The sequence below is a fragment of the Leisingera sp. ABM4_060 genome, assembly GCF_056158765.1.
In genome coordinates, this window is record NZ_JBSWTX010000001.1 from 3355001 (window position 1) to 3377584 (window position 22584).

Below are 22584 nucleotides of genomic sequence, written 5' to 3' on the forward strand. Positions count from 1 at the left end.
GCGCACGCCTGATAAGCGTGAGGTCGGAGGTTCAAGTCCTCCTCGACCCACCATCCCCCCCTAAGGAAGCAGGGGCGGGGATGGCCGTATCGGTTAGATCTTCAAGCGGTTCTGCGGAACGGTTTGAACGTCCAACCGGACGAAAATTGACATCGTTTAGAGAGATACAATCAACAATACTGTTGGCCGCCCGAGTGTGGGAGAGGCCTCAGTGAGGTGCTGATTACCTTCGGGTATGATGCAAGCCTTGGACCGCGTCGCTTTCCTCAGACGCCCCTTGGTTTGCCTTGCTGAAACGGCAGTGTTGTCCAAGTCAAGTACACTAACCCGCATGATCTGACGATCATGCAACAAGTTCCTGGTCACCGACATGACCGGGAGCGGGATAGTTTGCTTTTTGGTTCAGAATAAGGGTGCGGTTTCTTACCAGCTTCCGCACCGTGGCATGAAACACTGTCTTTTTCTGGATCAAATCAAGCGCGAGAAGGGCGTTTGGCGGATGCCTTGGCAGTAAGAGGCGATGAAAGACGTGATACCCTGCGATAAGCTTGGGGGAGCCGGGAATAGGCTTTGATCCCAGGATCTCTGAATGGGGGAACCCACCTGAAAGTCCGTTATTGTTACCTTTGGTGATCAATAATGGGTTTAACCAGGTACTTAAGGACTGAATACATAGGTCTTTAAGAGCAAACCCGGGGAACTGAAACATCTAAGTACCCGGAGGAAAGGACATCAATAGAGACTCCGTTAGTAGTGGCGAGCGAACGCGGACCAGCCGAGCCTGATGAGTGACCAGAATGCGTTGGGAAACGCAGCCAGAGCGGGTGACAGCCCCGTATGGGAAGCTCTGAGGGACGTATTAAGTAGGGCGGGACACGTGAAATCCTGTTCGAAGACCGGAGGACCACCTCCGAAGGCTAAGTACTCCTTACTGACCGATAGCGAACCAGTACCGTGAGGGAAAGGTGAAAAGCACCCCGGCGAGGGGAGTGAAACAGTACCTGAAACCGAACGCCTACAATCAGTTGGAGGCCCCTTGAGGGCTGACAGCGTACCTTTTGTATAATGGGTCATCGACTTGGTCTCACGAGCAAGCTTAAGCCGCTAGGCGGAGGCGCAGCGAAAGCGAGTCTTAATAGGGCGCATGAGTTCGTGGGATCAGACCCGAAACCGAGTGATCTAGGCATGGCCAGGTTGAAGGTGCGGTAACACGCACTGGAGGACCGAACCCACATCTGTTGAAAAAGATCGGGATGAGCTGTGCCTAGGGGTGAAAGGCCAATCAAACTCGGAGATAGCTGGTTCTCTGCGAAATCTATTTAGGTAGAGCGTCATCCGAATACCCCGGGGGGTAGAGCACTGGATGGGTAATGGGGCCCCACAGGCTTACTGATCCTAACCAAACTCCGAATACCCGGGAGTACTGGATGGCAGACACACTGCGGGTGCTAACGCCCGTAGTGGAGAGGGAAACAACCCTGACCTCCGGCTAAGGCCCCCAATTCATGGCTAAGTGGGAAAGCAGGTGGGATGTCCAAAACAACCAGGAGGTTGGCTTAGAAGCAGCCATCCTTTAAAGATAGCGTAACAGCTCACTGGTCTAAATAAGACGTCCTGCGGCGAAGATGTAACGGGGCTCAAGCCATGAGCCGAAGCCGAGGATGCACATAGTGCATGGTAGCAGAGCGTAGTGTGACATAGTCTCATTCCTCCTTAGTATCTTCGGATACATTGGAGGAGAGAGGCTTTCGATGAAGCCGGGGCGTGAGCCATCCGGTGGAGAGATCACTAGCGAGAATGATGACATGAGTAGCGACAAAGAGTGTGAGAGACACTCTCGCCGAAAGTCCAAGGGTTCCTGCTTAAAGCTAATCTGAGCAGGGTAAGCCGGCCCCTAAGCCGAGGCCGAAAGGCGTAGGCGATGGGAACCAGGTTAATATTCCTGGGCCGTGGAGTGGTGACGGATTGTGAAGGTAGTTCGCTCTTATCGGATTGAGCGGGCTGCTGATCAGTCCCTGGAAATAGCCCTCCTGTCAGACCGTACCCTAAACCGACACAGGTGGACTGGTAGAGAATACCAAGGCGCTTGAGAGAACGATGTTGAAGGAACTCGGCAAAATACCTCCGTAAGTTCGCGAGAAGGAGGCCCGGGTTCAAGGCAACTTGGATCCGGGGGCACAAACCAGGGGGTGGCGACTGTTTATTAAAAACACAGGGCTCTGCGAAGCCGCAAGGCGACGTATAGGGTCTGACGCCTGCCCGGTGCCTGAAGGTTAAAAGGAGGGGTGAGAGCTCCGAATTGAAGCCCAGGTAAACGGCGGCCGTAACTATAACGGTCCTAAGGTAGCGAAATTCCTTGTCGGGTAAGTTCCGACCTGCACGAATGGCGTAACGACTTCCCCGCTGTCTCCAACATCGACTCAGCGAAATTGAATTGCCTGTCAAGATGCAGGCTTCCCGCGGTTAGACGGAAAGACCCCGTGCACCTTTACTACAGCTTCGCACTGGCATCAGGATTGTGATGTGCAGGATAGGTGGTAGGCATCGAAACCGGAACGCAAGTCCCGGTGGAGCCTCCCTTGAGATACCACCCTTCGCACTCTTGATGTCTAACCGCGGTCCGTTATCCGGATCCGGGACCCTGCGTGGCGGGTAGTTTGACTGGGGCGGTCGCCTCCTAAAGAGTAACGGAGGCGCGCGAAGGTTGGCTCAGAGCGGTCGGAAATCGCTCGTTGAGTGCAATGGCAGAAGCCAGCCTGACTGCGAGACTGACAAGTCGAGCAGAGACGAAAGTCGGCCATAGTGATCCGGTGGTCCCGCGTGGAAGGGCCATCGCTCAACGGATAAAAGGTACGCCGGGGATAACAGGCTGATACTGCCCAAGAGTCCATATCGACGGCAGTGTTTGGCACCTCGATGTCGGCTCATCTCATCCTGGGGCTGGAGCAGGTCCCAAGGGTACGGCTGTTCGCCGTTTAAAGAGGTACGTGAGCTGGGTTTAGAACGTCGTGAGACAGTTCGGTCCCTATCTGCCGTGGGTGTAGGATACTTGAGAGGAGTTGCCCCTAGTACGAGAGGACCGGGGTGAACGATCCACTGGTGGACCTGTTGTTGCGCCAGCAGCAGTGCAGGGTAGCTATGATCGGACAGGATAACCGCTGAAGGCATCTAAGCGGGAAGCCCCCCTCAAAACAAGGTATCCCTGAGGGCCGTGGAAGACCACCACGCCGATAGGCCGGAGGTGTAAGCGCAGCAATGCGTTCAGCTGACCGGTACTAATCGCCCGATAGGCTTGATTTGATCCAGTAACAGACAGTGTTACTCAAAACCAAACAAGCAAACACATCCCTAACAAACACTTGGACATGTTGATTGTATTGCCTCCTGCATTTGGAAACGTCTTCGTGACATAACTCCTGGGCGGTCTCTCGCGTATTTACTTCGTAAACACGCTGCCGACCGCGAACCGAGAAAATCCAAATGCCGAAGGCATCTGGATTTTTCTCGGTTTGGTGGCTACAGCACAAGTGAAACACCCGGTCCCTTCCCGAACCCGGAAGTTAAGCACTGCCGCGCCGATGGTACTTGGGCTCAAGCCCTGGGAGAGTAGGTCACCGCCAAACCTAGTAAAATCCAAAAAACTCTCTTATACGATGAAACAGAAAACCCCCGCCCTGCCTCCGCAGCGGCGGGGTTTCTTTTGCCCCGGGCGTGAAAACGGAACTGTTCCTCCGGCGCGGCCGCGGGTCCGGAGGCCCTGGTTCTTTCCGGTTCCAAATACGCCCCGCCGCAGGCACCGCGCAAAGCCCGCCATCACCCCACGGCGCCTGAAACCCCCGCAACAAGACGCGACCAGGCACGAATGGCCGCCGACGGCCTGCTCACAACCCTGTGGTGTCCTTTTTGCACCGCCCAGGCCGCCGCGGAGCTGGTCCGGCTGTGCTGCGTAGAGGATTGCGCGCGGCTCAGTTAAAATTACGGAAAGCATAGACGGCACCGGCCGGAATATTATGTTGTGCTTTTTCTCCCGGGTACAGCCGGGGGCTTCGGAGGGTGCAGTTTTGGCACCGGGTAAACCTTGGTGAGGCCAGGATGGCGACGATCAGATTTTTTGAACCTTTTGCGATCGGCACGGAAATCGTGGCGCAGTTCACGGTGTTCAGTGACAGAATCCGGTTCACCGGCGAGAACGGCTTTCAGGCCGAATATACGGCGGCTGAAGGATCTTCCTTCCAGCTGATCGTGGGATCGGGAAACTCGTTTTCGATCACCGGAACCATCGGGTCATACCGGCAATACCAGCCGTTCAGCTGGACCGATCCTGTGTTCACTGTCACCGGCCTTTTTCTTGACGCCAATGAGGTTGTCGCGGACCCGGATATCACAACTGAAGCCTTCCTGGAGCTCTTCTATGGCGGATCCGACACCTTCATCGGCTCGGAATTGAATGATACGATCGATGGCTTGTCCGGCGATGACCTTATCCAGGGCAACAACGGCAGCGACGTGCTGTCCGGCAGTTTGGGCGCGGATACGCTGGAAGGCGGTGAGGGGGCTGACAGCCTGGAGGGCGGCCAGGGGGCGGACATCCTGCGGGGCGGCAGCGGCACCGACAGCCTGGAGGGCGGAAGCGGAAATGATGAGCTTGCCGGCGGTACGGGCGGTGACCGGATGGCGGGCGGCACAGGCAATGACACCTATTATGTCGATTCCGCGGATGACCTGGTGACCGAAGGCCAGGGGGCGGGGCAGGACGAGGTGCGCAGTGCGATTGCAAGCTACCGCCTGACGGACAATGCGGAAGCCCTTTACCTTGAGGCCAACAGCAGCCTCTCCGGGAGCCGGGAGGGAACCGGCAACGGGCTGAACAACATGATCTATGGTGCGGCCGGGGCGGATAACAGGCTGGCCGGTGAAGGCGGAAACGATACTTTGAACGGGCGCAGCGGTGCCGATACGCTTTTGGGCGGTGCAGGTGCAGATCTTCTCCGCGGCGGTGATGGCAGGGATGATGCGAATGGCGGGTCCGGCTCAGATACGCTCAGCGGAGGGGATGGCAACGACACCCTGAGCGGAGGCAGCAGCAGTGACAGGCTGACAGGGAACTCCGGTGCGGATTCCCTGAATGGCGGCAGCGGCACTGACACGCTATTTGGCGGGGAAGGCCGGGATACTCTTCTGGGGAGTGGCGGCAATGACCGGCTTTTCGGCAAGGCGGATGCGGACAGCCTGACTGGCGGCAGCGGCAGTGACACGCTGTCGGGTGATGATGACAATGACACGCTGAATGGCGGAACCGGTGATGATGTTCTGTGGGGGAACACCGGCAATGACCGGCTGAATGGCAATGACGGCGCGGATTCCCTGACCGGCGGCAGCGGCGGCGATACGCTGTTTGGCGGCGAGGGGGATGATACGCTTCTCGGAAGCGGCGGATCCGACCGGCTCAATGCCGGTGACGGTGAAGACAGCCTGGATGGCGGCAGCGGCAGTGACACGCTGTCAGGTGATGATGAGAATGACACGCTGAACGGCGGAACCGGCAATGATGTTCTGCGGGGGAGCACTGGCGATGACCGGCTTAATGGCAATGACGGCGCGGATTCACTGACCGGCGGCAATGGTGACGACACTTTGTTCGGGGGAAATGGCAGCGACACCCTTGCAGGCAGCGACGGCGCCGACCAGCTGAACGGCAGGTCCGGTGCCGACAGCCTGACTGGCGGCAGCGGCAGTGACACGCTGTCAGGCGGTGAGGATAACGACACGCTGAATGGCGGCGGCGGTGCCGACACCCTGGCAGGCGGACTGGGCACGGACAGCTTGACCGGCGGCGCCGGGGCGGATGTCTTCGTGTTCAACAGCTTTGCTCAAAGCCGGTCCGGTGAAACGCTGCGCGACGTCATAACCGACTTTGATGATACCGCGGACCAGATCGACATCAGTATGATCACAGTGGAGGACGCCTATATAGGCTTGTCGCTTGATGAGGGTGGTTTCGATATCACGCCGCCCATAGAGGACTCGCCCTTTGAGATCGTCATCACTCTTGAAGACCATGATGACGGTGTCCTGCTGACAGCCGAGAACCTCAGCGAGGACCCGGTGCGCTCGCTGTTTGATGCAGACTTTGAAGTTCTGATCCTGGGCGAGGTTGAGCTGACGTCTGACAATTTCTTCGGGATCGGCTAGGACGCGATCGAGATTTGGCGGCTGGAAACAAAAGGAACGGACATTCGATTGCTTCCAGCTTGGCACTTTGTGCAGGAACGGGCATAGCTGCAGGATGAACCGGCGGCGGCAGGCAAGAAATGAGGTTCCCATGAACGGACCGAGATACACAGTGGTTTTTTCCGGTATGCTTACAGCCGCGCTTGTGCTTGCGCCGGCAATGGCTTCGGCCGCGGCTGCTCCGGCAGGTGGAGTACTTGCAGGCGGGATTGCGGGTTATGTTCACCTGGCGCAAGTCCGCGGCGGCCCGGCCGGGAGCACGTCATCCGGTGGGGTGTCCGGCGGCGGCGGCACTGCCGCTGACCGTGGCGAGACCGGCACGGCTGGGCCCGCCGGGCCCGCTTCGGTTTCAAATTCGGTGACCAGCAGCGTTGTTGCAGCGATCAGCGTTTCAACAGCTGCTTGCGGGGCTGTTGGCCCGGCATACCGGACTGATTGCCTGGCCAAGGAGCTGAAAGCGCTGGTGAAGCAGCTGCCGGCCCGCGGTGATTACGCAGCCGCACGGGAGGCGCTGGCTGAAGCGGCGGACAGCCTGGCGGACCTGTCCCGCCAGAACCGCGACAACAGCCAGCCGCGTCTGCAAATCACCGTACAGGGAGACAACCAGGCATCCCGCCGCCCGGTCGCTGCGGTGAAGCCGGAAACTGCCGCAGCAATCAATGCCAAGGCTTTGGCCATTCTCGATGAAACCGCAACGGTTTTGCTGCGCTCGGCCGAGGGCACCAGCGACGTTGCGGTGCACTACCAGCGGATTGCCCAGGCGCTGAATTCCAGCAAGGTGCTGCTGCGCTCGTAGGGCTTGCGGCTGGCTGCTGGAGAAACAGCCGGCCGTGGCAAATTGGCCTGTCCATTTTCTTAGTTTTTGGATATTCGGAAAGGCCTCCTTTCCGGGGTAACCTCAGGCGAAACCATTTTCCTGAGGCCCGCGATGACCCAGTCAGCTTCCACAGAATGCTTGCCCAGTGTTTGCCCCTTGGACTGTCCGGACACCTGCAGCCTGACCGTACATACCCGGGGCGGCCAGGTTACCGGTGTAAAGGGGTCCCTTGCGAATCCCTTCACCGATGGCGTGATCTGCAACAAGGTCGCCCGCTATTACCCTGACTTCGTGCACGGGGCGGCCCGGCTGAAACACCCGCTGAAACGATCCGGCCCCCGGGGCTCCGGGCAGTATCAGCGGATAAGCTGGGAAGAGGCGCTGGATCAGATTCACCAAGGCTTCAGCCAGGCAATCGCGGCGTATGGCCCGCAAGCCGTGCTGCCCTTCAACTATGCCGGGCCGCATGGCGAGCTGGCGGCGGGCTCTATGGATCGCCGGTTCTTTTACAGGATGGGGGCGACCCTGTTGAACCGCGGGCCGCTTTGCGGGGCGGTGCGGGGCGGCGCCTATGCCAGCCTGTTCGGTGCCGCACCCGGTATGCCGCCGATGCAGGTTTTGCACTCGAACCTGGTGCTTGTCTGGGGCAACAATGTCACCGTGTCCAACCTGCACCTGGCGCCGCTGCTGAAGCGGATGCGGGCCAAGGGCGGCAAACTGGTGATCATCGACCCCAAGCGGATCAAGATCGCCCAGCAATGCGACATGCATATCCAGCTGAAGCCTGGCACCGACGTGGTGCTGGCCATGGGCCTCGCCGCTGAGCTGGAACGCCGGAACGCGCTGGATAACAGTTTCATTGCTGAATGGGTCGATGGGTTTGATGCCTATATGGCGCAGGCCCGGCAATACAGCGCGGAGGCGGTTGAGCGCATCTGCGGTGTTCCGGCCGGTATATTCCACGCGCTGGCGGACCTGGTTCAGGCGGCCAGGACTATGGCCTGTTCCTTTGGCAACGGCATCGAGCGGGGCCGTTCCGGCGGCTCCGGCTTGCGGGCGGCAATGGCGCTGCCTGCGCTCACCGGCCACCACGGGCGGCTGGGGGCCGGGGTTCTCGCCAAATCCGGCATTGCCACGCCCAAGACGCAGGACCGGCTGCACGGCAATCACCTGATGCACCCGGAGACCCGGGTTTTCAACATTGTCGACCTGGCCGAAAAGCTTCAGGACAAGACGCTGGATCCGCCGGTCAAGGCCACGATGATCTACAATCACAACCCGGTCGCGACCCATCCGGATCAGGCCAATTTGCTCAAAGCTCTGATGCGTGAAGATCTGTTCATCGCGGGCTGTGACGTTGCCATGACCGACAGTATGGCGCTGTGCGACGTGATCCTGCCCGCCGCCAGCCATTTCGAGTTCGACGATATCTACGGCGCTTATGGCCAGAACTACCTGCAAAGGGCCGAGCCGGTTATCCCATGCGTGGGAGAAAGCCTGCCCAACACCGAGATCTTTCGCCGGCTGGCAGCGCGCTTCGGCTATGATGATCCGGTCTTTAAGGCCACTGACAAACAGCTGATCGATGAAGCCATCGACGCTGCGCACCCGCAGCTGGAAGGACTCCGGCCCAGTGAGATTCCGGTCAATCAGGCAATTGAGATGACGGCCGCAGACAGCGCGCCGATGGTCATGTGCAAGACGGTGATGCCGGCCACGCCATCGGGCAGGATTGAACTGTTCAGTCAGGAGTACGAGGACCGGTTCGGCTTTGGCGTGCCGCGCTATGAGGCAGTGCAGCCAGACCAGCCCTTTGTGCTGATCACCCCCAGCTCGGATAAACGCACCAATGCCACCTTTGGCAGCCATGCCGCCTCGCAAGGGCCGGAAATTGTCGAAATGCACCCGCAGGATGCGGCGGCCAAAGGCCTGGAGGACGGGCAGAAGGTGACCGTTTGGAATCGCCAGGCCGAGGTGGCGTTGCAGCTGAAGGTGAGTGATGCCACGCGGCCGGGCGTGCTGTATTCTCCCAAGGGGACCTGGCGGGCGACGTCAGAGACCGGATTTACCGTGAACGCGCTGATCCCCGCCAATATCCGCACGGATGTTGAAGATGGCGCCTGCTACAACGAAACCTTTGTGGATGTGAAAGCCGGCTGAGTTTTCCGGTGCTGGATACGCGGACGGCGCAGGCTTGGAAAGGCCCGCGCCGCAGCGCCGTCAGCTCCGGACGGCCCGCATGAAGTTGCCGTAGAGTGCTTCGGCAGACTTCAGGAATTGCGGCATCTGTGCACTGGCTGCCGCCCGCAATTCAGCAGTTCCATTGCTGCCCAGGGTACTCACCAAGGCCTCGTGATAGGCTGGGATCGCCGCCCAATTGTCCACCGTGTCCGGCTCCACTTCGACGTGGTATTGCATCGACCAGGCGTTGGTGCCGATCCGCATGGCCTGGATCGGGCAACCCGGGGACCTGGCCAGAACCTCGGCCCCGTCCGGAGCCTGCGCCACCCGGACCCCATGCCATTGCAGGCACTTCTGCTGCGCCGGCAGCCCCTGCATCAGCGGATCGGCGCGGCCCGCCTCTGTCAGCTCCACATCCAGCACGCCAATCTCGGCCGGTCGCTGCGGGCCGCAGGTGCCGCCCAAGGCGTCGGCCAGCAACTGATGGCCCAGGCACAGGCCCAGGTAGGGCTTCTTCAAGTCGCGCACCCAGCTGCGGATGGCGGCCTTCTCGGCGATCAGCCAGGGGTGCTCTTCGACATCCCAGACATCCATCGGGCCGCCCATCACCCACAGCGCGCTGTAGTCCGCCAGGTCGGGGATCTGTCCGCCCTCATCCAGCTCAACCACATCCCATTCGATACCGTCACGTTCCAGAAACGTCCGGAGTGAGCCCGGATGCTCGCAGGCAACATGCTGAAAAACGAGAAGTTTCATTGGCTTCCTTTCCTGTTGAAGAAGATTACCGCGGATTGGCCGCGTTTGCAGCCGTGGCGGAGCGTACGGACAGCGCCCGGATCAGCGCCATGGTGGCCTCAATCCCGGCCAAAACCGCCACCAGGACCAGCAGTGCGGCAGAGCCCATCTCGACAATCATCCAGCCCGCCAGCAGAGGGAAACCGAAGATCCCGATGAAATAGGTCAGGGCAAAGACCTGCAGGGTTTGCGGCAGCAGTTCCGGTTTGGCGTCATTGGCGGCCATTGCCGCCAGCACCGGATAGCTTACCCCGTAGCCGATCCCGAACAGGAAGGCAGTCGCCAGATAAGCAGGCAGGCTGCTGCCGCTGCCAAGGAACAGCATCACGGCGGCGCACATAACAAATTGCAGCAGTGCGATGGTCAGATAGGGGTTCCGGCCGCCCTTGAACCGCGCCAGCACAACCCGGAACACCACCACGGTGATGGTATAAGCGAGGAAGTAACCCGCATAATCGAGTCCCCGTTCGCCTGCGAAAACGGTTTGAAAGTTGTTCATGCCGGCAAAGACACTGGCCCCGATGCAAACCATGATGACCGGCAATCTGGCGGGAGAGCGCAGAACGGCTGCAACGGCGGACAGGGACAGGGAGGAGCGGGTCCCGGGGCCGGCGCCCCCGGAAAAGTGGCGCACTGCGCCGGTCACGGCAAAAAACAGCAACGCTGCCAGCGTGCAGAGGCCAGCCGTGGCATAGAAGGCGTCATTCACCGTGAGACCGGCGGACTCCATCATGGCGGCCATCACCGGCGACAGCCCGAAACCGGCCATCACCGCGACGGAAAGAAGCGCGAAGTACCGCACCCGCTCCTCTGTACGGACCAAGCGGGTCAGCACGATCGGCGACAGCGCATAGGTCAGCCCCCAGCCGGCGCCAAGCGTGATGCTGGCAAAAACCAGCAGCCCCCCGGCGCCGTCAGCCATACCGTAAGCCGCCAAAGCAGCCGCAATGCAGAGGCAGGCCGCGCCCAGGGTGCGGACCCGGCCGAACAGGTCCGACAAATGGCCTGCGAAATAGACCGTCGCCAGGGTTGAAACTGCGGTGACGAACAGCATCAGCCCCACCATTTTTTCATTGGCGCCGAACCGTTCGAACAGGCGCGGCAGCAGGAAGGTCAGCCCATAGGCGCCGGCCTGCAGAAAGCTGGCCAGATAGAACAGTGCAAACATGGTCAGCCGGGGCATCAGGCTGTCTCCTCTTCTTTCAGGGGGAGGTGTTTCGGAGCGGATGCATTCTTGGCCCGCTGGAGGGGCCAGGCCGGCGCAGATTGCGGAGCTGGGTCCCGGGGCGGTTCCAAAGGAACAATGTAAGCCCCGCGCGTCACGGCCCAATGAACATCCAGAAAAGCCATAGGCACAGGCATCGCCGGTCTTCCTCAAATTGATGACCAGGGTGGATTGCCATGGATTTGGAGTGTTATTAACGTCCAAAATTGAACTTAATGAGCATACCAAAGCGATGAAGACGTTTCCCTGGCTGGCCTTTTCGATCGACCGGAAGTCAAAGAAACCGGTTTTCGAGCAAATATGCGAAGCGCTGCGGCAGAGCATTATCTCGGGCAGCTTGACAGAGGGGGACAAGCTGCCGCCGACCCGGGTGCTGGCCACTGAACTGGGGGTGTCGCGTTCGACAACAGTCACGGCCTATGAGCAGCTGGTGGCAGAAGGCTACCTGCACAGCCAGCGGGGGTCCGGCTTTACGGTCTGCGCCGTGGGCGAAGCGGAACTGGCAGCAAAGCCCGGACACCGGCCCCAGACGGAAGACGAGGCGCAGGTGAAGCTGCCGCTGCCCTTTGAGGCCGGGCAGCCGGACATGCGGCTGTTCCCGCACCGGCAATGGGCCAAGGCGGTGGCCCGGGTTTGCCGCACCAACCCGCAGCTGATGCTGATGGGCGGCACTGCGGCGGGGAACTTTGAGCTGCGCAAGGCCATTGCTGCGCATGTGGCGGAGTGGCGGGGTATTGAGGCCTCGCCGCACCAGATCCTCATAACTGCCGGCTCCACCGATGCCCTCGACCTCTGCCTGGGGGTGCTAAGCAGCCGGGGCGGGGCAATCGGGCTGGAGGATCCCGGTTACGCACCGCTTCGCCATTTTGCCCGGCTTCACGGCTTGCAGCCCGCCTTTCTGGAGCTTGATGAGCAGGGCGCCAGGCTGCCGGAGGCAGAGCCTTTCCCGCGGCTGGTGATCCTTACGCCATCGCATCAGTTCCCGATTGGCGGCGCGATGTCGCCAAACCGCAGGCAAAGGTTCATCTCCTGGGCGCAAGCCACTGGAGGCTGGGTGATCGAAGACGACTACGACAGTGAATTCCGCTATGCCGGGCGGCCGATCCCGGCGATGGCGGGATTCGACCAGCTGCGCCGGGTGATCTATGTGGGCTCGTTTTCCAAGATATTCTCCAACTCCCTGCGCTTGGGCTATGTGGTCGTGCCCGAGACCCTCCTGGAGCAGTTCCGTTCTGCCATTGGCCGTTCGGGCTTGCGCGCCAGCTACATGCCGCAGCAGGCCTTGGCCGAATTCATGCATTCAGGCGAGTTCTACCGGCATCTGCGGCGGGTGCGGCGGACCTATGGCGAGCGGCGCAAGTTCCTGCTGGACCGGCTGGTGCAGGATTTTGGCGGGTTTGGCTGGTTCCGCGATCATCAGGCGGGCATGCAGACAGTTTTGCACCTGCATCGTTCCGTGAACGACAAGGATGTTGCCCGCCGCGCGGCAGACCAAGGGGTAACGGTGCAGCCGTTGTCCAAGTTCTCAGCCAGCGGAGAAGGGCCCAACGGGCTGCTGCTTGGCTTTTGCGGGTTTTCCGAAGCGGAGATGTCACCCGCGCTGGACGTGCTGAAGCAATGCCTTGAGAAGAGTACATCAGCCGCTGGCGGCTAGCGCTTCGTCCGGGTGTGCTGCCGCAAAGGCCGGGTGCGCTGCGCAGGCTGCTTCCACTTCGCAGATCCGCGGCAGATCCGAAAATTCCGCTTCCCAGCGGCGGGCATTGTAAAGCTGCGGCATCAGGCAGATGTCAGCGAGGCCCGGTGTATCATCTGTGCAGAAGGACGCCTGCGCGAACCCTGATAGCAGCGTCTCGAAGGCTTGCAAGCCGGGGCGGATAAAGTGCTGCATCCAGGCCTTGGGCATTCCCTCGGCCCCGCCGCTCAGTTGGGTAGCCTGTTGGGCCACTTGAAGGTTGCAGACCGGATGCACATCCACCGCCACAGAGTGGGCCAGCGCCTGTGCCTTGGCGCGCTGGCCGGGATCCTTGGGCAGCAGGCCGAGGTTTCGTGTCTCATCCAGATAATCGAGGATCGCCAAAGACTGGGTCAGCCGCAGCCCATCAATTTCCAGCACCGGCACCAGGCCTTGCGGGTTGCGGGCCAGATGCTCCTCGTCTTTATGTTCGCCTTTGACCAAATCTACCGGAACCGCGGTGTATTCGATCCCTGCAAGGTTCAGCGCGATGCGCAGCCGGTAGCTGGCGGACGAGCGCCAGTAGTCGTACAGAACCGTGTCGCCCATCGGCGTCCTCCCTTTTGAAAAAGGCAGCCGCGGGGCTGCCTTTCGTGCCGGCCATATTCAGGCCTTTCTCAGTTCCTTGGCGTGCAGCCAGTCGGCGTGCTGGGGGGCTTTCTTGGTCTTGGACCATTCCTCCAGCATGTCCCATTTGACCGCATCGAGCTTGGCCAGCATGGCTTCTTCCTCCGGGTCCGGGCAGGCCAGTTCCACCCGGTGGCCGTTCGGATCGAAGAAATAGATCGAGTGGAAGATCGAGTGATCGGTCACACCCAGCACTTCGACGCCATTGGCCTCCAGATGCTCCTTGAACTGGATCAGCGTCTCGCGGTCCTTCACCTTGAAGGCAATGTGCTGCACCCAGACCGGCGTGTTGCGGTCGCGGTCCATCTCCGGCTTGGTCGGCAGCTCAAAGAAGGCCAGCACGTTGCCGTTGCCTGCATCCATGAAGATATGCATGTAGGGATCGGGCTCATGGGTCGACGGCACCTTGTCCTCGGCAATGGCCAGGACAAAGTCCATCTTCAGCATCTTATTGTACCACTCCACCGTCTGCTTGGCGTCCTTGCAGCGGTAGGCGACGTGGTGGATTTGTTCTATTTTCAAGCGGTATCCTCCCCAGGTTTCAGCGCGGCAGCCGCCAGCGCTTGTTTCAGGATCGCGCGTTTTCCAATGTGGTTGGCCAGCACCAGCACCAGGCGTGCGTTCAGCGCATCGCTTTCGGCTTTGCTGAGGTCCTCATGCGCGGCCAGCAGATCGGCATAGAAATCGTCGGCGCGTTCGAGGTTGGCGGTCAGGATCAGTTGGTCTTCGGTCATCTTGATCACTCCTTGCCGATGGCCCGGCGGATTGCGTGCCGGAACTGGTTTTCGTCAAAGCCGGGGCGGCGGGCGGCCACATGCTGGTCAGGGCGGATCAGGTAAACACCGCTGTCATTGCTGCCCAGGTAGCGGTCCTTCAGCGCCAGTGTCTTGTCGTCCTTGATGGAGAGCGCCAGGCGGGTGACCTTGATGCCGTCTTCCTCGATCTCATCGGGGGCATCGGCGTCGATGGTCAGCAGGGTGAACCTGTCCCCCAGCTGATCCAGCAGGAACCCGTCGGCCAGCGGCACGTCGGGGCAGGGGGAGCCGGGGCGGGTGCGCTCCGGCCCGTTCAGCGCATCGGCTGAGTTCAGCGGCGAGCCGTCATAGGTGCAGGGCACTGACAGGCGGCCGGAGTTCACCAAGGGGCGCGCGAATTCATACTGTTCGGACAGGTCCAGAACCGCGTCGCGCAGAACCCGGCTCATCTCCGACTTGGGCGTGATGAAATCGGTGGAGCGCGAGGAGTTCAGGATGTTCTCATCCGCGCCGTGGATGCGTTCAACATCATAGCTGTCGAGCAGGCTTTCCGGCGCCTTGCCGTCCATCACCAGCTGCAGCTTCCAGCACAGGTTGTCGGTGTCCTGCAGACCGGAGTTTGCGCCGCGGGCGCCAAACGGGGAGACCTGATGCGCGGCGTCGCCGGCAAACAGCACCCGGCCATGGCGGAACTGCTCCATTCGGCGGCACTGGAAGGTGTAGATAGAGACCCACTCCAGCTCGAACTTCACGTCCTCGCCCAGCATCGCCTGCAAGCGCGGGATCACGTTTTCGGGGCGCTTCTCGCGCTCCTTGTCGATGTCCCAGCCCAACTGCAGGTCGATGCGCCAGACGCCATCGGGCTGCTTGTGCAGCAGGGCCGACTGGCCCTTGTTGAAGGGCGGGTCGAACCAGAACCAGCGCTCGGTCGGGAAGTCCGCCTCCATGATCACATCGGCGATCAGGAAGTTGTCCTCGAACACCCGGCCGACAAAATCCAGTCCCAGCATCTGCCGGGTGGGGGAGCCGGCGCCGTCGCAGGCGATCAGCCAGTCGGCTTCCAGGTTGTAGGGACCTTCGGGCGTGTCGACTTCCAGCGTTACATGGCTGGGATGGGTGCCAATGGCCGAGACCTTGTTGCGGCCGCGGATTTCAATCGGTGCGCCCTGTTCCTGCAGTTCGCGGACCCGGTTCACCAGATATTCCTCGAAATAATACTGCTGCAGATTGATGAAGGCAGGGCGCTTGTGGCCCTCCTCCGGCAGCAGGTTGAAGTCATAGACCTGACGGTCGTCAAAGAACACCTTGCCGACGTTCCACTGCACGCCCTTGTCCACCATCGGCTGGCCGCAGCCGAGCCGGTCGAGGATTTCCAGGGGCCGTTTGGCAAAGCAGATGGCGCGGGAGCCGAAGCTCACCTTGTCGTTGTCATCCAGCACCACCACTTCGGTGCCGGCTTGCGCCAGGTCGATGGCGGCAGCCAGGCCGATGGGGCCTGCTCCGATCACCACCACTTTGCGGCGCACAGGTGCCGCGGCATCCTGATCCGCATGGCGCGCGTAGGGGTACAACGGGACTTCAAAGATCTTGTTCATCAGGTCTCCTCCCAATTTCCGGGTGCCGTCAGGCACAGCTTCACCGTTTCCCGGCAAGGGGTGCCGGGAGGATGGTCTAGCGTCTCACAGGTTCCGCCGGGGCGATACGATCTGGATCAAACCGCCCCGGTTGCAAATTTGCCTGGGCTCCGCCCGTTCGGCCCTGAAACTGTCCCCCCGGACAGTTTCCAGGACGGGCCTTACCCTTGCAAAGCCTCCCACATCTCCAGATCGCGCTGGGCGGTCCAGATGCGCGGGTGCGCGATGCCGCGGGCCTCGTCATAGGCGCGGGCGACGTTGAAAGGCAGGCAGTGCTCGTAGATTGCGTAATCCGCAAATTTCGGATCGCATTCCGCGCGCACAGCATCCCAGGCTTCTTTCAGCGAGCCGCCGCGTGCTGCGATGCGCTGAACAGGGCGGTAGGTGCTTTCGACGAAATCGCGGGTGTTCTCGATGGCGGCGTTGACCATCTCCTTGCCCACCAGCGCATCGCCGCGGCCCGGCGCGATGGCGTCTACGTCATAGGCCTTGATGTTATCGAGAGTCTGGCCCCAATCGGCAAAATGCCCGTCGCCGCAGTAGCAGGCGGAGTGGTATTCGACGATGTCGCCGGTGAACATGACGTTCTGGTCCGGCACATGGATCACCGCATCGCCCGCGGTATGGGCGCGGCCGATCTGTTTGATGTCGACCCGGCGGTTGCCGAGGAAGACAGTCATCTGATCGGTGAAGGTTGTGGTGGGATAGGTCAGCCCCGGAATGCTCTCGTGGCCTTCGAACAGCCGCGGGAACCGCTGGAATTCGCTGTCCCAGTCTTCCTGCCCGCGCTCCAGCACCATGTTGTATGCGGCGTTGGACATGATCACTTGCTGCGCGCCGAACGCGCTCGCGCCCAAAACGCGGACAGCATGATAATGGGTCAGCACCACATGGGTGATCGGCTTGTCGGTGACTGAACGCACGCATTCGATCACCTTGTTCGCAAGCCGCGGGGTCGCCTGCGCCTCGACGATCATCACGGAGTCATCGCCGATGATCACACCGGAGTTCGGATCGCCCTCGGCGGTGAAGGCATAAAGCCCCTCGCCGATCTCATCAAAGGTGATCTTTTTTTCGGTCAGATCCCCTTGGGATGCGAATGCCTTAGCCATGTGTTCGGTCCTTTTGAGCGGTGCGCCGGAGGCCAGTGCGGGAGCCTCCGGCGGGGATATTTTCAGCCAGAAGAAAAGCGGAGCTTATCTCTTGAACGGGTCGTCCAGTGCAGGCAGCACGGTGCCGGTGCAGTCGCCGAAGCCGATGGTGTAGCCGTCTCCTTTGGCCGCGCCCTTCAGGGTCAGCGTGTCGCCATCAGCGATAAAGGAGCGCTCCTCGCCGGTGTCCAGCGTCAGCGGCTCCTTGCCGCCCCAGCTGAGTTCCAGCAGCGACCCGCGGCTTTCCTTCACCGGACCGGAGATGGTGCCGGAGCCCAACAGGTCGCCCGCGTTCATCGGGCAGCCTGAGGTGGTGTGATGCGCCAGCTGCTGTGCGGCGGAGTAGTACATTTCCTTGTAGTTGGTCCGCGCGATGGTTGTGGCCTCTTTGCCTTCCGGCGCCAGAGTCACTTCGAGGCCGATGTCATAGAGCATCGGACCGCAGTCCTTCAGGTGGTCCAACAGCTCGACCTCGCGTTCCGGCGTGTCGCAGCGGAACGGCTCCAGCGCCGGCTTGGTCACGATCCAGGGAGAGATCGTGTTGGCAGTGGCCTTGGCCTGGAACGGGCCAAGCGGCTGGTATTCCCAGGCCTGGATGTCACGCGCCGACCAGTCGTTCAGCAGCACATAGCCAAAGATGTTGTCATCCGCTTCCTGCACGGTGATCGGGCCATCGGAGGGCGTGCCGACAATCGCGCCCATTTCCAGCTCGATATCGAAGCGTGCGCAGGGTGCCCACCGCGGTTTGTCGTCATTCGGGCCTTTCAGCTGGCCCCAGGGGCGGCGCACATCGGTGCCGGAGACCACGACCGAGGACGCGCGGCCATTGTAGCCGATCGGGATGTGCAGCCAGTTCGGCGGCAGCGCGTTTTCCGGGCCGCGGAACATGGTGCCGACGTTGAAGGCGTGGTTTTTGCCTGCGTAAAAGTCAGTGTATTCGCTGACAGCAAAGGGCATATGCAGCTCGGCACCGGCGGCGGCGACCAGCAGGGCTTCAGCCTTTTCCTGGTCAGCCGCAGCTTCGGACAGCAGTGCTGTCAGCCGTTCGCGCAATGCAGCCCAGACGGCAGGCCCTTCTTCCATCAGATCGTTCCAATAGGGCACGTCGAACAGGGGCGCATCGCCCAGTTGGACCAGCCCGGCCTCTTCAGCGGCCTGCATGTCCAGGATCATGTCGCCGATGGCGACACCGCAGCGCGGGTCGTCGCCCTCAACGGAAAACACGCCATAAGGCAGGTTGTTCAGCGGGAACGGGTGGTTCGCATCATTGGCCGAGGCCACCCAGGATTTCAGCAGAGGCATTGTGTCTCCAGTTTCCGGATCCGCAGATCCTTTTCATCTTTCCGGAAATACTCCGGGGGTGAATGGGCCGGTCAGGCCCAGAGGGGGCAGCGCCCCTTCACCGTCATTTCAACCCGGGCGTGCCATCGAACTTCTTCTCGATATCGCTCCAGCAGTCGATGTAATCATCCTGCAGCGGTGCGTCCTTGGCTGCAAAGGCGGTCAGATGCTGCGGGAAGCGGGTTTCGAACATGAAGGACATGGTGTTCTCCAGCTTCTCCGGCCCGAGGTTGGAGTTCGAGGCGCCCTCAAACGCATTCTTGTCCGGACCGTGCGGCAGCATCATGTTGTGCAAGGACATGCCACCCGGCACGAACCCTTGCGGCTTGGCGTCATACTGGCCGTAGATATTGCCCATCAGCTCCGACATGATGTTCTTGTGGTACCACGGCGGGCGGAAGGTGTTCTCGGCCACCATCCAGCGCTCGCGGAACAGCACAAAGTCGATGTTGGCGGTGCCCGGCACGCCGGACGGCGCGGTCAGCACGGTAAAGATCGACGGGTCCGGGTGGTCGAACAGGATCGCGCCGACCGGGCAATAGGTGGTCAGGTCGTATTTGTAGGGCGCGTAGTTGCCGTGCCAGGCAACCACGTCCAGCGGCGAATGCCCGATCCTGGTCTCATGGAACTGGCCGCACCATTTGATGGTCACGGTGGAGGTCGCCTCGCGGTCCTCAAATGCTGCCACCGGCGCCTTGAAGTCGCGCGGGTTGGCCATGCAGTTGGCGCCGATCGGCCCACGGCCTGGCAGTTCGAATTTCTGGCCGTAGTTTTCGCAAACAAAGCCGCGGCAAGGGCCTTCGAGCACTTCCACGCGGTAGACCAGCCCGCGCGGGATGATGGCGATCTCCTGCGGCGCCAGGTCGATGATGCCGAGTTCGGTGGCAAAGCGCAGGCGGCCTTCCTGCGGCACCACCAGAAGTTCGGAATCGGCAGAGAAGAAATAGCTGTCTACCATCGTTTCAGTGACCAAGTAGATATGGCTGGCCATGCCGACCTGGGTGTTCACGTCGCCCGCGGTGGTCATCGTACGCATGCCGGTGAGCCAGGTCAGGCCTTCATCCGAATGCGGCACCGGGTCCCAGCGGTACTGGCCCAGCGAGATCACATCCGGGTCGACGCAAGGCGCCGACTTCCAATGCGGCAGGTCGATTTTCTCGTAGCGATGCGAATGCTTGACCGAGGGGCGGATCCGGTAGGTCCAGGTCCGCTCCGGCGGGTCGGCGGTAAAAGCAGTGCCGCTCAGCTGTTCGCCGTAAAGACCATAATTGCACTTCTGCGGGCTGTTCATGCCCTGCGGCAGCGCCCCGGACAGCGCCTCGGTTTCAAAGTCGTTGGCAAAGCCGGGCATATAGCCCGTGTTCGGCCCCGCAATTGAGGGAGCCTGCATCATTTCATGGGGATCGGCTGGCCGATTCATCGCGCGTTCCTCCTGTCTCTGCTTGCGGAATATTAGTTGTTTTTGTAACTAACAAGAGAGAGGGGACGCCAAATGGACAAAAAAGATGATTTTGCTCTGCAGGATTTCCTGCCGTATCTGCTGAACCGGGCCGCAGAGGAAAGCTCGCTGGGCTTTCAGAAGCATTACAAGAACCGCTATGGCATGCTGCGGACCGAGTGGCGGGTGCTGTTCCACCTGGGCAACTACGGGCAGATGACGGCCAAGGAGATCGGCAGCCGCGCCAAGATCCACAAGACCAAGATCAGCCGGGCGGTAGCGAAATTGTCCGAGAAGCGTTTCGTGACCCGCACCCGCGACGAAAACGACCGCCGCGCCGAGCATTTGGCGCTGACCCCGGCAGGGGAGGCCGCCTATCTGGACCTGCGGGAGCATGCATTGGAGTTTGACGCAAAGATGTGCGCCCGTTTCACCTCCGGCGAGGTTGCAATTTTGCGCTATATGCTGCGCAATTTAGCAGAGATCGACCCATAGACATCCAGGCGGGCAATACCCAGATAGTGCAGCGGGACAAAAGGTGAATGCATGATACAGATTGATGTCAATTCCGGACCGCTGATTGCTTGGCTGATGGAGCAGGGCCTGCAGGGCACCAGCCAGCAGCAGCTGCTGGACGGATACTGCCAGCGCCTGACCGAAGCCGGGGTGCCGCTGATGCGCTTTCACCTGGCGCAGCGGGCCTATCACCCGGAGTTCGGCGGTATCGGCATCCGCTGGATCCGCGGTGAAAGCATCACCAGCCATCACTACGAATATCAGGAAAATCCTGGCGAGGATTGGCTGAACAGCCCGTTCTACCGGCTGCTGCAACAGGAACTGCCGGACCTGCGTGTGCAGATGGAGGCTGGCCCGCCGTTTGACTTCCCGGTTATTGATGAACTCTATGAGGCCGGCGCAACCGATTATTTTGCGGCCGGTCTCCGGTTTCATCCGCCAGAAGAAAAACAGCCAGACCCGCGGCGCCCGGGCGAAGGCATCCTGGTGTCCTGGACCACCGACCGCAAGGGCGGTTTTTCCAGCCGCGAGCTGGACCTGATCCGCACCACGCTGCCGCATCTGGGGCTGGCGCTGAAATCCTCATCGAACCGGCAAATTGCAAGCGATCTCTTGCAGATCTACCTGGGCCGCGACGCGGGCCGCCGGGTTCTGTCCGGCGAAATCCGGCGCGGTTCCTCGCAAAAAATCGATGCCGTGATCTGCCTGTTCGACCTGAAAGGCTTTACACAGCTGGCCGAACGGCTGCCAGGTGAAGAGCTTATCGACATGCTGAACGGTTACTTCGGCCTGGCGGTTGCCACCATCCAGGCCCATGGCGGCAATATCCTCAAGTTCATGGGCGATGGCATGCTGACCATGTTCAATCTTGGCAGCATCGAGGAAGATGCCCATGCAGCGCTTGCCGCAGCGAATGAGCTTTGCGGAAAAATCCGCGCCTTCAATGCAGAGCGTGAGGCTGAAGGGCTGCCAACCGCCGGGTTCACTTTGGCTTTGCATGCCGGTGACATTCTCTATGGCAACATCGGGGCCAAGAACCGGCTGGATTTCACCGTGATCGGCCAGACCGTGAACCAGACCGCGCGGATTGCCGGGATGCACCGTTCGGTGGGGCAGAACATCATCATGTCCGAGGATGTGATGAAGGCGGCCAAGGGCACCGAGCATGATCTGGTATCGCTCGGCCGCTATATGCTGCGCGGTGTGGCTGAGCCGATCGAGCTCTACACCATCTACCGCGGCAGCTGCGGCTGCGATGGCTGAACGGCCCTGGGGCGGGATCAGATGCTGATCTCGACCCCCGGCAGGTTCACTTCCTTCATCATGTCACGCAGCTCCTGCCGCGCGGCGACGTTAGAGATATTCAGCTGCTTGACGCCGATGTCCTTAAGGTCCAGCAGTGTCAGTCCGCGCGGGAACAGCTCGCGGAAAATGACCCGCTCCGAAAAGCCCGGCGCCACGCGGAAGCCGATCCGTTTGGACAGCATGTTGATGGCGCGTTCCATCTTTTCCTTGTTGACCATGCGCTGAGTGCCGACCCGGTTGCGGATGACGATCCAGTCGATCGGCTTCAGCCCGGCCTGCGCCCGCAGCTGGCGGGCGTTCCAGACCATTTCGGAGTAAACCGACGGGCCGGTAATGCTCTCGCCCTTCTGGCCCACATGCGCCAGCAGGTCAAAGTCGACAAAACTGTCGTTCAGCGGGGTGATCAATGTGTCGGCCAGCGAATGCGCCACCTGGCTCAGCCGGGTGTGTGAGCCGGGGCAGTCGATCAGGATGAAGTCGTGACCGGGCTCCAGCGCCGAAACAGCTGCGGACAGCCGGTGGTCATAGATGTTCTCGCCGGGCTGCAGGCTGGCCGGATCAATCTCGGGCAGCTCGTGCATTTCCACCATCGGCAAGTCCAGCCCTGCCTTGGCGCAGAAGTCCTTGCGGTTTTCCAGATAGCGCCCCAACGAGCGCTGCCGCAGGTCGAGGTCCAGCGCCGCCACCTTGTGGCCCAGCCGGGCCAGGGTGGTTGCGACATGCATGGAGACAGTGGATTTGCCTGCGCCGCCCTTCTCGTTGCCGACGACAATGATATGCGCCATGTACCGGTCCCTTTGTTCGTGCTTTTTCGCACGTCTTTAGCTTTGAGCCCC

16 protein-coding genes, 1 tRNA gene and 2 rRNA genes (1 of these 19 running past the window's edge) are annotated in these 22584 nt (G+C 60.9%); 9 read left to right on the forward strand and 10 right to left on the reverse strand.

The annotated features are described in order from the left end of the window. From ACXAEH_RS16095 to ACXAEH_RS16120, 6 genes are all read left to right on the forward strand, one after another. A tRNA-Ile gene (locus ACXAEH_RS16095) sits at positions 1 to 53 on the forward strand; it begins 24 nt to the left of the window's first position. A gap of 418 nt (positions 54 to 471) precedes the next feature. Then, positions 472 to 3300, forward strand: a 23S ribosomal RNA gene (locus ACXAEH_RS16100). 208 nt (positions 3301 to 3508) lie between these two features. Next, a 5S ribosomal RNA gene (gene rrf, locus ACXAEH_RS16105) occupies positions 3509 to 3623 on the forward strand. 469 nt (positions 3624 to 4092) lie between these two features. Next, a complete protein-coding gene (locus tag ACXAEH_RS16110; RefSeq protein WP_475034179.1) occupies positions 4093 to 6192 on the forward strand; it encodes a calcium-binding protein in 2100 nt (699 codons plus the stop codon). Between the two features lie 502 nt (positions 6193 to 6694). Next, positions 6695 to 7027, forward strand: coding sequence for a hypothetical protein (locus ACXAEH_RS16115; protein ID WP_475034181.1), 333 nt, complete (start codon positions 6695 to 6697; stop codon positions 7025 to 7027). 132 nt (positions 7028 to 7159) lie between these two features. Then, complete coding sequence (locus ACXAEH_RS16120) at positions 7160 to 9208, forward strand: molybdopterin-dependent oxidoreductase (RefSeq protein WP_475034183.1); 2049 nt, start codon at positions 7160 to 7162, stop codon at positions 9206 to 9208. A gap of 60 nt (positions 9209 to 9268) precedes the next feature. Here ACXAEH_RS16120 and ACXAEH_RS16125 read toward each other — a convergent pair whose 3' ends face one another. Beyond that, the gene (locus ACXAEH_RS16125) at positions 9269 to 9985 is read right to left on the reverse strand and encodes a type 1 glutamine amidotransferase (protein ID WP_475034184.1); all 717 of its coding nucleotides are present in this window, start codon (positions 9983 to 9985) and stop codon (positions 9269 to 9271) included. A gap of 25 nt (positions 9986 to 10010) precedes the next feature. After that, positions 10011 to 11207, reverse strand: coding sequence for an MFS transporter (locus ACXAEH_RS16130; protein ID WP_475034186.1), 1197 nt, complete (start codon positions 11205 to 11207; stop codon positions 10011 to 10013). Between the two features lie 274 nt (positions 11208 to 11481). On the opposite strand from ACXAEH_RS16130, the gene pdxR reads away from it, so the two are divergent. Next, positions 11482 to 12903 (forward strand): MocR-like pyridoxine biosynthesis transcription factor PdxR, encoded by a 1422-nt coding sequence (gene pdxR, locus ACXAEH_RS16135; RefSeq protein ID WP_475034188.1) that lies wholly within the window; start codon positions 11482 to 11484, stop codon positions 12901 to 12903. Here the strand turns inward: pdxR and maiA are convergent. The 7 genes from maiA to hmgA form a co-directional block, all read right to left on the reverse strand. Beyond that, positions 12886 to 13530, reverse strand: a complete 645-nt coding sequence (maiA, locus tag ACXAEH_RS16140) for a maleylacetoacetate isomerase (RefSeq protein ID WP_475034189.1) — start codon at positions 13528 to 13530, stop codon at positions 12886 to 12888. The genes pdxR and maiA overlap by 18 nt on opposite strands. 57 nt (positions 13531 to 13587) lie before the next feature. Continuing rightward, a complete protein-coding gene (locus ACXAEH_RS16145) occupies positions 13588 to 14130 on the reverse strand; it encodes a VOC family protein (RefSeq protein WP_475034191.1) in 543 nt (180 codons plus the stop codon). Then, complete coding sequence (locus tag ACXAEH_RS16150; RefSeq protein WP_475034193.1) at positions 14127 to 14342, reverse strand: DUF2783 domain-containing protein; 216 nt, start codon at positions 14340 to 14342, stop codon at positions 14127 to 14129. Before ACXAEH_RS16150 ends, ACXAEH_RS16145 begins: the two co-directional genes overlap by 4 nt. A gap of 5 nt (positions 14343 to 14347) precedes the next feature. Beyond that, complete coding sequence (locus ACXAEH_RS16155; RefSeq protein ID WP_475034194.1) at positions 14348 to 15958, reverse strand: FAD-dependent oxidoreductase; 1611 nt, start codon at positions 15956 to 15958, stop codon at positions 14348 to 14350. 200 nt (positions 15959 to 16158) lie between these two features. Further along, positions 16159 to 17109: an MBL fold metallo-hydrolase gene (locus tag ACXAEH_RS16160; RefSeq protein ID WP_019296669.1), complete on the reverse strand. Its 951-nt coding sequence runs from the start codon at positions 17107 to 17109 to the stop codon at positions 16159 to 16161. Between the two features lie 84 nt (positions 17110 to 17193). Further along, positions 17194 to 18450, reverse strand: a complete 1257-nt coding sequence (gene fahA / locus ACXAEH_RS16165) for a fumarylacetoacetase (protein WP_475034196.1) — start codon at positions 18448 to 18450, stop codon at positions 17194 to 17196. A gap of 103 nt (positions 18451 to 18553) precedes the next feature. Next, positions 18554 to 19909 carry a homogentisate 1,2-dioxygenase gene (gene hmgA / locus ACXAEH_RS16170; RefSeq protein WP_475034197.1) on the reverse strand — a complete coding sequence of 452 codons (1356 nt, stop codon included), beginning with the start codon at positions 19907 to 19909 and terminating at the stop codon, positions 18554 to 18556. 72 nt (positions 19910 to 19981) lie between these two features. Between hmgA and ACXAEH_RS16175 the strand changes: the two genes are divergently transcribed. Both ACXAEH_RS16175 and ACXAEH_RS16180 read left to right on the forward strand, forming a co-directional pair. Continuing rightward, the gene (locus ACXAEH_RS16175; protein WP_475034199.1) at positions 19982 to 20422 is read left to right on the forward strand and encodes a MarR family winged helix-turn-helix transcriptional regulator; all 441 of its coding nucleotides are present in this window, start codon (positions 19982 to 19984) and stop codon (positions 20420 to 20422) included. Positions 20423 to 20473: 51 nt separating this feature from the next. Next, a complete protein-coding gene (locus tag ACXAEH_RS16180; protein WP_475034201.1) occupies positions 20474 to 21706 on the forward strand; it encodes an adenylate/guanylate cyclase domain-containing protein in 1233 nt (410 codons plus the stop codon). A gap of 17 nt (positions 21707 to 21723) precedes the next feature. Here the strand turns inward: ACXAEH_RS16180 and ACXAEH_RS16185 are convergent, their stop codons facing one another. After that, positions 21724 to 22533 (reverse strand): division plane positioning ATPase MipZ, encoded by an 810-nt coding sequence (locus ACXAEH_RS16185; protein WP_475034202.1) that lies wholly within the window; start codon positions 22531 to 22533, stop codon positions 21724 to 21726. Between the last annotated feature and the right edge of the window lie 51 nt (positions 22534 to 22584).

Coding starts and splice junctions, on each gene's coding strand:
- ACXAEH_RS16125 (WP_475034184.1), bottom strand. CDS start 9,985: ATGAAACTTCTCGTTTTTCAGCATGTTGCCTGCGAGCATCCGGGCTCA.
- ACXAEH_RS16160 (WP_019296669.1), bottom strand. CDS start 17,109: ATGGCTAAGGCATTCGCATCCCAAGGGGATCTGACCGAAAAAAAGATC.
- pdxR (WP_475034188.1), top strand. CDS start 11,482: ATGAAGACGTTTCCCTGGCTGGCCTTTTCGATCGACCGGAAGTCAAAG.
- ACXAEH_RS16175 (WP_475034199.1), top strand. CDS start 19,982: ATGGACAAAAAAGATGATTTTGCTCTGCAGGATTTCCTGCCGTATCTG.
- ACXAEH_RS16180 (WP_475034201.1), top strand. CDS start 20,474: ATGATACAGATTGATGTCAATTCCGGACCGCTGATTGCTTGGCTGATG.
- ACXAEH_RS16130 (WP_475034186.1), bottom strand. CDS start 11,207: ATGCCCCGGCTGACCATGTTTGCACTGTTCTATCTGGCCAGCTTTCTG.
- hmgA (WP_475034197.1), bottom strand. CDS start 19,909: ATGAATCGGCCAGCCGATCCCCATGAAATGATGCAGGCTCCCTCAATT.
- ACXAEH_RS16150 (WP_475034193.1), bottom strand. CDS start 14,342: ATGACCGAAGACCAACTGATCCTGACCGCCAACCTCGAACGCGCCGAC.
- ACXAEH_RS16185 (WP_475034202.1), bottom strand. CDS start 22,533: ATGGCGCATATCATTGTCGTCGGCAACGAGAAGGGCGGCGCAGGCAAA.
- ACXAEH_RS16110 (WP_475034179.1), top strand. CDS start 4,093: ATGGCGACGATCAGATTTTTTGAACCTTTTGCGATCGGCACGGAAATC.
- maiA (WP_475034189.1), bottom strand. CDS start 13,530: ATGGGCGACACGGTTCTGTACGACTACTGGCGCTCGTCCGCCAGCTAC.
- fahA (WP_475034196.1), bottom strand. CDS start 18,450: ATGCCTCTGCTGAAATCCTGGGTGGCCTCGGCCAATGATGCGAACCAC.
- ACXAEH_RS16155 (WP_475034194.1), bottom strand. CDS start 15,958: ATGAACAAGATCTTTGAAGTCCCGTTGTACCCCTACGCGCGCCATGCG.
- ACXAEH_RS16120 (WP_475034183.1), top strand. CDS start 7,160: ATGACCCAGTCAGCTTCCACAGAATGCTTGCCCAGTGTTTGCCCCTTG.